The 8,263-nt window shown below is 59.1% G+C and carries 9 protein-coding genes and 1 pseudogene; 4 read left to right on the plus strand and 6 right to left on the minus strand.

Annotated elements, in window-relative coordinates; all coding sequences use genetic code 11:
* Positions 1–109: 109 nt before the first annotated feature.
* The 4 genes from GSP01_RS13930 to bdcA are packed head-to-tail and all read right to left on the minus strand — an operon-like array spanning position 110 to position 2,993.
* Positions 110–970: an NAD(P)-dependent oxidoreductase gene (locus tag GSP01_RS13930; protein WP_141354491.1), complete on the minus strand. Its 861-nt coding sequence runs from the start codon at positions 968–970 to the stop codon at positions 110–112.
* Positions 967–1,968 (minus strand): alpha/beta hydrolase, encoded by a 1,002-nt coding sequence (locus GSP01_RS13935; protein ID WP_141354493.1) that lies wholly within the window; start codon positions 1,966–1,968, stop codon positions 967–969. The genes GSP01_RS13930 and GSP01_RS13935 overlap by 4 nt, the downstream gene beginning before the upstream one ends.
* A gap of 9 nt (positions 1,969–1,977) precedes the next feature.
* Positions 1,978–2,283: an EthD family reductase gene (locus tag GSP01_RS13940; protein WP_141354495.1), complete on the minus strand. Its 306-nt coding sequence runs from the start codon at positions 2,281–2,283 to the stop codon at positions 1,978–1,980.
* The gene (gene bdcA, locus GSP01_RS13945) at positions 2,280–2,993 is read right to left on the minus strand and encodes an SDR family oxidoreductase (protein WP_141354497.1); all 714 of its coding nucleotides are present in this window, start codon (positions 2,991–2,993) and stop codon (positions 2,280–2,282) included. The genes GSP01_RS13940 and bdcA overlap by 4 nt, the downstream gene beginning before the upstream one ends.
* 69 nt (positions 2,994–3,062) lie before the next feature.
* On the opposite strand from bdcA, the gene GSP01_RS13950 reads away from it, so the two are divergent.
* Entirely contained in the window at positions 3,063–3,665 is a 603-nt protein-coding gene (locus GSP01_RS13950) for a TetR/AcrR family transcriptional regulator (RefSeq protein WP_141354499.1), read from the plus strand.
* Between the two features lie 401 nt (positions 3,666–4,066).
* Here the strand turns inward: GSP01_RS13950 and GSP01_RS13955 are convergent, their stop codons facing one another.
* Positions 4,067–4,429 carry a winged helix-turn-helix transcriptional regulator gene (locus tag GSP01_RS13955; RefSeq protein WP_141354501.1) on the minus strand — a complete coding sequence of 121 codons (363 nt, stop codon included), beginning with the start codon at positions 4,427–4,429 and terminating at the stop codon, positions 4,067–4,069.
* A 115-nt stretch (positions 4,430–4,544) separates the two neighbouring features.
* On the opposite strand from GSP01_RS13955, the gene GSP01_RS13960 reads away from it, so the two are divergent.
* Entirely contained in the window at positions 4,545–5,411 is an 867-nt protein-coding gene (locus tag GSP01_RS13960) for an NAD(P)H-binding protein (protein ID WP_141354503.1), read from the plus strand.
* Between the two features lie 96 nt (positions 5,412–5,507).
* Here the strand turns inward: GSP01_RS13960 and GSP01_RS13965 are convergent, their stop codons facing one another.
* Positions 5,508–6,413 (minus strand): AraC family transcriptional regulator, encoded by a 906-nt coding sequence (locus tag GSP01_RS13965; protein WP_141354505.1) that lies wholly within the window; start codon positions 6,411–6,413, stop codon positions 5,508–5,510.
* 92 nt (positions 6,414–6,505) lie between these two features.
* Between GSP01_RS13965 and GSP01_RS13970 the strand changes: the two genes are divergently transcribed.
* Both GSP01_RS13970 and GSP01_RS13990 read left to right on the plus strand, forming a co-directional pair.
* A complete protein-coding gene (locus GSP01_RS13970) occupies positions 6,506–7,336 on the plus strand; it encodes an SDR family oxidoreductase (RefSeq protein WP_228124013.1) in 831 nt (276 codons plus the stop codon).
* A gap of 646 nt (positions 7,337–7,982) precedes the next feature.
* Positions 7,983–8,263 (plus strand): annotated as a pseudogene (locus GSP01_RS13990) (transposase); the annotation flags it as partial.

Consider the following 8,263-nt stretch of genomic DNA (forward strand, 5'->3'; position numbering starts at 1 on the left):
CCCTCATCTCGGACATACAAAGCGCCGCAGAAAATTTCCAAAAGCAGACATGCTTTCTGTATGCCGTCTAACTACCTCTCATACGCCTGACTATGTATCCCATAATCTCTCAGGAATTCTTATCTGCCTCACCCAATGTCTGTGCCGCGACGATCGACCAGTCCTTTTCTCCATGCCCAGCATCAATGGCTTCTCCCATCTGTCCGAAGATCGCAGCCAGCATTGGCAGTTCACGACCGGTCGCAGCACCCGCTTCTGTCGCAAGCCTCAGATCCTTGAGGCCGAGAGCCGCACGGAAGCCGGGTTCGTAAACCCGGTTCGTGATATTCTTCGAGTAGACCTGATAAGATCGACTGCCGAACAGCGTATTTAGGATCAGATCAAAAAATACCTCGCGTGCGACACCATTAGCCTCTGTCAGCACAACTGCCTCCGCCATCGCCTCAATCGCCATGGTAATCATCATATTACACGCAATCTTGGCCGCATGAGCTCCCCAAGGTTTGTCCCCCATCGGCCAAATACGTTTGCTCAAAATCTCGAATACAGGCACGAGCCTGGCCAAATGTGTTGGATCGCCACCCGTCAGGATCTGCAACGCGCCGTCTGCCGCAACATCCGGCCTGCCAAGAACAGGGCTTGCCACAAATGCCACCCCGGCTTGGTTGTGCAGCGCCGTTAGCTCGCGCGAAAACGCGACCGAAATCGTGGACATCATCACATGGATCACACCTGATTTTGCGCGTGACAGCAAATCTGGATCGACGATTACGGAGCGAACAGCCGTATCATCCGACAATATTGTCAGTACGACATCGCCCTCGAAGGCCTTATCCGGTATTTCCAGCGTGGTCACACCTGCAAGCGTGCGGCCCGAGCGCGTCCAAGCGGAAACGTCATGGCCGTTGCGGACCAGATTGGTGGCCATGGCACGACCCATCGCACCGAGGCCGATAAAGGCTATCTTCATGCTAACGCCTCTGTGTTCGACGCAAGCCATGCCAGTACTGGAGCCAGTGCTTCGTCAGAGTTTTTCTCGTAAATCAAGCCATGTCCGTTGCCGTGCACGCCATAATCCGGCAGGTGCATCAACTCGGCTGAGGCCCCCGCATTATTCAAAAATGCAGCAGTGGGCAGGCTTGCGGCGGCAAAGTCGCTAGCCTCGGCGGTCACGATCAGGATCGGCAATCCGACCAGAGACGGCAGGCGATACGTACCTGGCTCTGCAGCTTGCAGGACCGTTGCATCGCTCACAGGCGGTTCGAACGCCAGTGGCGCGGCAGCAGCGCCCCACGTCATCGGTCCGATGTTGGGAATGGTCGCAAAAGGCGGCCCCATTGGCTCGATCGCAACGATACCCCGCACGAGATCAGGTCTCCGATCAGCGACCAGCCAGCCATCCGGGCCGGAGGCAGAATGCGTCAGCAGGATCGCAGGGCCAATTTTATCCAAAAGGGCTGCGGTCCGGTCGGCATCCATCGTCTGGGAGACGCACAAATCAGCGGGCAATGGCCCATAACCCGCGATAAAATCGTCCATTGCCGACTCGTTATCCGCAGCAAACGGCCATTGTGTATGGCGCGGATCGGTACCAGGGAAATAGATCTGACGGCCGCCTTCATAGGAAAACGGCGGTCCCATTGCCCCGGTGATGTCCGTATGCAGGGGCGAACGCCCGTGCCCCGGCCGGTCGATCACTAGCACTGCATAACCTGCTTCAACCAGACGCTGCGCCCATCCCGCTCGGCCATCGGGCGTATCGAACCATTCCGTCCCCTGAAACCCGCCCCCATGCATCAAAACGATCGGGTAAGGACGTGTAACGTGTTCGGGTGCCTCCCACTCCACATACATCGGTGCACGCTGATAGGTGCGGCCAGATTGGACCACGCGCTCGCCTGGTATCCAGAAATGGCCTCGGCGAATACTGCGTAGCGGTGCATTCGACCATGGGTGATGAAAATTCATATCAGAACCTCAGAGAGGCAATACGCGCAGGCGCAGTGGTTCAAGATCGGTAAAGCGAGGCACATCCGCCATGACGGCTGAAATCTCAGGACTACTGAAGGCGGCCTCTATGCTGGCTGAGGCGGTAAAGCGGCATTCGCAGATTGCGACAGTTTCGGAGGTGTCCAGCGCCGGATAGAATGCAGCCAGCGATATAAGCCCATAGGCAGCAAAGGCGCTCCTCACCAGCGGCAGGTGGTGCTCCTCGTAATATGCCCGATCGAAACGATCAGCTGGCGTGCCGCGATAGATCACATACAGGACCGGCTCACTCATACGCCGAACCCACCATCAATCGTATGCATGGCACCTGTGATCCCACTTGCATGCGGACCTGCGAGATAAACCACCAAATGTGCCACATCTTCTGCTGTACCGTGCCGTTTGAGCGCCATCTCGTCATGCATCGCCTGCATGAGGGGACCGTCATGAGGATTCATGTCGGTGTTCGTCGGACCCGGTTGCACCACGTTAACCGTGATATCACGCGCGCCAAAATCTCGTGCCAGACCACGCGCAAGGCCCTGCAATGCCGATTTACTCATTCCATAAGCCGTAAGACCTTCGAACGGCATTCTGTCTCCATGCACAGAACCTATCAGGATAATCCGGCCGCCCTCACTCATCTGACGCGCAGCTTCGACGGATGCGAAATAAGGGCCGCGAATATTGACGTCGATCAGATGGTCTACTGCATCCGGCTCCAGCGTTAGCGGGTCGCCTGGCAACAGAAGGGCGGAATTATAGACCAAAACATCAAGCGGCCCTATCTCGCGCAGAAGGGCAATCGTCGCATCGCGGTCTGAAGCGTCGCTGCGGATCGCGTGTGCGCCAGTACGAGCCGCGACTGCCTCCGCAGCTGTCTGCGATCCAGCCCAGGTGAATGACACGTCGTCGCCTTCTGCAGCAAAGCGCGCGACGATCGCCGCCCCAATTCCACGACTGCCGCCGATGACCAGAATTTTGCGTGTTGCCGAAGCCAACATTAGGAGCTCCTTGAATTTATTGATTGATCGCTACATAATTCATCCAGCACTAACGTCAAGGCTTTTTGAGTGACCGATCATTTATTATCAAAAGGAGCGCGTGGCCGCCCCCGCCGGTTCGATCCAAATGCCGCTCTCATCACCGGGCGCGCATTATTTCACACGCACGGTTATGAAGCGCTTGGTATTGCCGCCATTACCGAGGCACTCGGTATCCGGCCGGCCAGCTTCTATGCTGCGTTTGGGAGCAAGGCCGCCTATTTCGAGCGAATTGCAGAAGCGTATGTGGCCGAAGTTCTGCCGCTGGAGGCCTTCTTTCGTGATGACTGTCCGATTGTCGATAGTATTGCCGAGCTGCTGGGCGAAGCCGCACGCACATACACGACCTGCAGTGATCAGGCAGGGTGCCTGGTCCTTGAAGCGTTGCGGGCCGATCGTAGCGGCGAAGGAAGGCGCATCGCTATGCGCGTTGCTCAGATCCGTCGTGAAAAGCTGCAAGCCTTCATCGCCCGCGGGGCACCAGCGGTAGCATTAATCGCAACCGACGTCGTGACGGTGACAATGGCCGGCATGTCGGCTGCTGCGCGAGATGGTGTCAGCTGTGTATGTCTGGAGCAGGTCGCAGCGGTTGCTACGGTCGGCCTACGTTCACTTATCGAGGGAAGCGCGTAGGCAGTTGATCAGTAGTGATGATATGCAATCCCAACTCTATTAACTGATCGCAGGCTGACTACCCCCTAAACTGCTTGTCTGTTGAGTGGTGAGACCAGACAGGCAGCACACGCGTTCATCCTCGACATACAAGGCGCCATAAAGATTTCCAAAACCGGACATGTGCGCGTGGCAAGTCCGACATACTCGCGTATACCGTCACCGTTGTTCCTGTCTGCCAGTAATTTCCGCTCATGTGCCTCACGATACTGCGCATATTGGTAATTATACTGTAGAAAAATGAACCGACATTTCTGGACAAACACCTGAGTGAGCGCATGGTGAAGTGGTTCAATTTGATGGAATGATGCCCCGCATGCGCCGCTGATTGACGGCGCGCTTCATCACACCTCAACGCCAGTTCAGCCCTGCGCGGCACGACGATCAAATGCGGTGCGGGCCTGTTCAAGTGCGGGCCGGTTCTCACGTGCCCAACTTGCCAGGGTTGCCAGAGGTCCTGTCAGGCTTTGCCCCAATGGGGTCAGACAGTACTCAACCTTCGGCGGCACGGTGGCATAGGCTTTGCGAGCCACCAGTCCATCGCGTTCGAGCCCGCGCAGGGTGATGGTCAGCATCCGGTGCGAGATGCCGGGGATGCGGTGCTTCAACGCATTGAAACGATGGGTGCCTTCTGAGAGATGGCCACAGACCATAACCGTCCACTTGTCGCCAATGCGTGCAATCACCTCTGCCAGGCTGCGACATTCCGCTTCTACATTTTCCATTGCTACTCCTTGGGGCGACAGGAACCTGGGTGTTCTTGACGCATGAATTCATGCGTACTTGTTAGCTTATAGGAACAAATTTATCCTAAAGAACCATAAATAACCATGGAATCTGATGATGAAAATAGGTGTGAGCGGTGCCAGCGGTCAGCTCGGTAGCGCAGTTGTTCAGGCGTTGGCGGAAACGGTTTCGGCCAAAAATTTGGTGGCGATTTCGCGCACCCCCAAGACCGATCTATCCTACGCAGGTCGCTTGGGCGACTACGACCAATCTGAGACATTGGTGGCGGCCTATCAGGGCTTGGATCGCCTGCTGTTGATTCCAGGGGCTGATCTGCGGCCGGGGATTCGTTCGCGCCAGATGTTGGCGGCCGTGGATGCCGCTGCACATGCCCAAGTCGGTCACGTCTTCCTGTTGTCAGCAACCGGGACGCAGCGTGAGGGGGAGTCCGCCGTTGGCGCGGCGTATTGGCACAGTGAGCAGGCGTTGATCAAGAGCGCGATCCCCGCATGGACGATACTGCGTATGAGCTATTTTTCCGAGACGCTGGTCGAAGAGGTGCGGATGTCTTTGACGGCAGGCGGGCTTGCGGCGCTTGAGGACAGCCGCGTCAGTTTCGTTTCGCGCGGCGACGTGGCCAAAGCTGCCGCAGCCGCATTGACCAGCGAGGGGCACGAGGGCGCCATATATCAGCTGACAGGCCCTGAAACCCTGCGCGGTAAAGCGGTGTGCAGGCTGGTCGCGCAGCACATCGAGCGGCCGTTTGCCTTGAACGTGATGCGCGCCGAGGTGTTGCGAACCGGGTTGCTCAAAACGGGTCTGCCTGAGGTTGTGGCCGATGCCGTGGTATCGATGAAGACGCGGCAGGCGCGTGGCGCCTACGACATCGTCAGCGGTGACATCGTGCGTTTGACCGGAGGCACGCCATGTTCCCTGGCCGAGATTCTGGCGAGTACCGCCGGAGGACTGGGGCAGTCGTAGCCCCGCACTTGCTGGGTGCTTTGCTGCGCCAGTCGACGAGGGCCCCGCACCACCGGTGCAAGCCTAACGCGGCTCACTCCAGCGCGATGCGAGGGTTTACATCGTATGGGCGCGCGCATAGCGCGCAGGCGGCATCCCCGTCCGCCGTGCAAATGCCACGCTGAAGGCACTGGCCGAGCCATAGCCGACGCGTTGCGCCACCTGTTCGAGGCCGAGACCCGGCTGGCGCAGCAGTTGCTTAGCCAGCGCCATGCGCCAGATCAGCAGGTATTCCATCGGCGGCAGGCCAACGCTGCGGCTGAACCGCGTGAAAAACGCAGAGCGTGACAGGGCCGCCTCCTGCGCCAGCATCGCCATGGTCCAGGCCCGCTCCGGCTGCATATGCATGGCGCGCAGAGCCGCGGCCAAGCGTTCGTCGGCCAGGCCGCGGGCTAGGCTGGGCGCCGTGGCAATGGCCGATGCCGAGCGCATGGCCTCGATCAGCACCACCTCCAGCAGCCGCTCCAGCACGAGCTCGTGCGCTGCCCGTTGCGCCCGCGCTTCCTCGTCGATCAACTGTATCAGCGTGGTCAGCCGGGGCTGATCGCGGACAATGATCTGATCAGGCAGCAGCGAGACCAGCAGAGCAGCGTCGTGGGTGTCGAACCGGCAATGGCCGATGCGCATGCGCAGATCGGTCGGTCCGTCACGTCGGCCAACATGGAAAAGCCCCTCGCCGAGTTTTTCAGGTTGATTGGCGGGCAGGTCCGGTGGCGTATCAAGGCTTTCGATCCGCAGCGCGCGCATCGCAGGGGCAAGTACGAAGTCCCCGGTCAGCAGCACTACTGCCGGCCCGGTGCCGAACGCGATGCGACAGGAGCCTTCAAGGATAGCGCAGTAGAACGGCTCGCCGGTGCCATTGCGGTAGATGCGCCAAGGCGCGGTGCACGCCACCTGTTTGGAGAAGCGGGCCATCGGTTGCAGCAGGGTGACGATCTCGGCCAGGGGGTCGATGGTAGCCATCAGGACGGATTCAAATGAAATGGCGACTTTAGATTGTAGTTAGTCTCGAGCTGAGGGCCTAGCATGGCGCCGTTGATTTTTGAAAGGAGAAAATGATGTCTACAGTCTTGATTACCGGTTGCTCGTCGGGCTTCGGCCTGGAAAGCGCTAAACGCTTCCACGAAGCCGGCTGGGAGGTGATTGCAACCATGCGCACGCCGCAACAGGATCTGCTGCCGCCCTCGCTGCGCTTGCTTGCGCTAGACGTGACCGATGCCGCCAGCGTCGAGCGCGCCGTCGAGGCGGCCGGGCCTATCGACGTTCTGGTTAACAATGCTGGTTTCGGCGCCGTGGCGCCGGTGGAACTGACCGCGCCGGAGACGGCCCGGGCGTTGTTCGAAACCAATGTGCTCGGCACGCTGGCCATGGTACGTGCCGTCGCCCCGCACATGCGTCGCCGCCGCGCCGGCGTGATCGTCAATGTCAGCTCCACGGTGACGGTCAAGACCTTACCTCTAATCGGGGTGTACAGCGCCAGCAAGGCGGCGGTAAACGCCTTCACCGCTTCGCTGGCACTGGAAATGCAGCCTTTCGGCGTGCGCGCGCACCTGGTGCTGCCCGGACGTGCCCCGCAGACCCGCTTTGGCGACAATGCCATGCCGCATCTGCGCGGCATGGACGACCTGGATTACTCGCCGCAACTCCAGGGATTCGTGCAGAGCGTGCTGGAGGACCAGGGCCCGGTCCACCCACGCGACCGACGTCGCGCAGGCCGTCTGGCGCGCGGCCACCGACCCAGCCGCGCCCTTGCGTATCGCTGCTGGTGCCGACGCCGAGCTTTGGATGGCCGAGGCGGGGTTGGCGTGATGGTGGCGCGTGTTTACGTTGCGCCCAGGTTTCGATCCAAAAACGCCCGGATGACTGCGCCAATCTCAGCGCCATAGGGCTCCAGTGCCAGATGACCGGTATCGTAGAAGCACACCTCGGCGTGGGGGATGTCGCGCGTCGAGGCATCGGCCCCAGACGGTCATCAGCGGCGGCTGGTACTGGCGAAAGTAGGCCTGTGGGGGTTGTATGGCCACGTTGGAGGCGTAGTCCAGCTGATGTCGGCGTTGCCGAAGCGGCTAGCGACGGTGTTAATGCGCCACGGCTTGCCTGTTTTGAGGACGGCGTTAGCGATTGTGACAAGACGCTGTGCGATAGCAACGATCACCAATCTATGCGCTTTACCCCGCTGTTTCATACGTTTTGCCACAACTTTCAGGGCCGGGTTATGGCATGACGCTGCCAATCCGGCCTGAAACAGGACATGTCGAAGAGATCTTCGACCTCCTTAAATGACAGGTTTCGCTCGCGGCGCCGAGCGAAGAGTTCGGGATCAAGCCTGCGATCGCTGTATTGCTGCTCGCACGGCGTGCGTGGTCGTGGCGCTCCCATCACGTATTTGTCCCAGAAGGCTTGCGTCCACTCTCGTGAAAATATCACACCATCAAACCACGGGACCAAACGTCTAATGGAGGGTTCGAAAAACCCTCTGGTTTTGGGTCTCTCTGCGTGATTCCATCACTCCTGCATTGAGTGAGGGCATGGATGATGACGCAGTCTGGTTTCTTTGATGTTGAAGAGCGGCTCGCGCGATTGAGTGGGCTCGGCGATCAATTCGAAGCTTTTTCCCGAATTGTGGATTTTGAAGCGTTCCGTCCTGATCTGGAAAAGGCCCTGGCGTATTCCGATGGCAGCAAGGGCGGACGACCGCCATTTGATCCGGTACTGATGTTCAAGGTCCTGCTCATCCAGACGCTAAACAATTTGTCCGACGAACGGAGTATCTGATCAACGACCGTCTGTCGTTTATGCGCTTCCTTGGTATT

It is taken from the genome of Gluconobacter sphaericus NBRC 12467 (genome assembly GCF_006539125.1).
Lineage (GTDB): Bacteria > Pseudomonadota > Alphaproteobacteria > Acetobacterales > Acetobacteraceae > Gluconobacter > Gluconobacter sphaericus.

What these genes read in the sequence shown, in the direction of transcription:
- GSP01_RS13955 (WP_141354501.1), bottom strand. Translation starts at nt 4,429, where the DNA reads ATGGAAAATGTAGAAGCGGAATGTCGCAGCCTGGCAGAGGTGATTGCA.
- bdcA (WP_141354497.1), bottom strand. Translation starts at nt 2,993, where the DNA reads ATGTTGGCTTCGGCAACACGCAAAATTCTGGTCATCGGCGGCAGTCGT.
- GSP01_RS13960 (WP_141354503.1), top strand. Translation starts at nt 4,545, where the DNA reads ATGATGAAAATAGGTGTGAGCGGTGCCAGCGGTCAGCTCGGTAGCGCA.
- GSP01_RS13965 (WP_141354505.1), bottom strand. Translation starts at nt 6,413, where the DNA reads ATGGCTACCATCGACCCCCTGGCCGAGATCGTCACCCTGCTGCAACCG.
- GSP01_RS13940 (WP_141354495.1), bottom strand. Translation starts at nt 2,283, where the DNA reads ATGAGTGAGCCGGTCCTGTATGTGATCTATCGCGGCACGCCAGCTGAT.
- GSP01_RS13930 (WP_141354491.1), bottom strand. Translation starts at nt 970, where the DNA reads ATGAAGATAGCCTTTATCGGCCTCGGTGCGATGGGTCGTGCCATGGCC.
- GSP01_RS13935 (WP_141354493.1), bottom strand. Translation starts at nt 1,968, where the DNA reads ATGAATTTTCATCACCCATGGTCGAATGCACCGCTACGCAGTATTCGC.
- GSP01_RS13970 (WP_228124013.1), top strand. Translation starts at nt 6,506, where the DNA reads ATGATGTCTACAGTCTTGATTACCGGTTGCTCGTCGGGCTTCGGCCTG.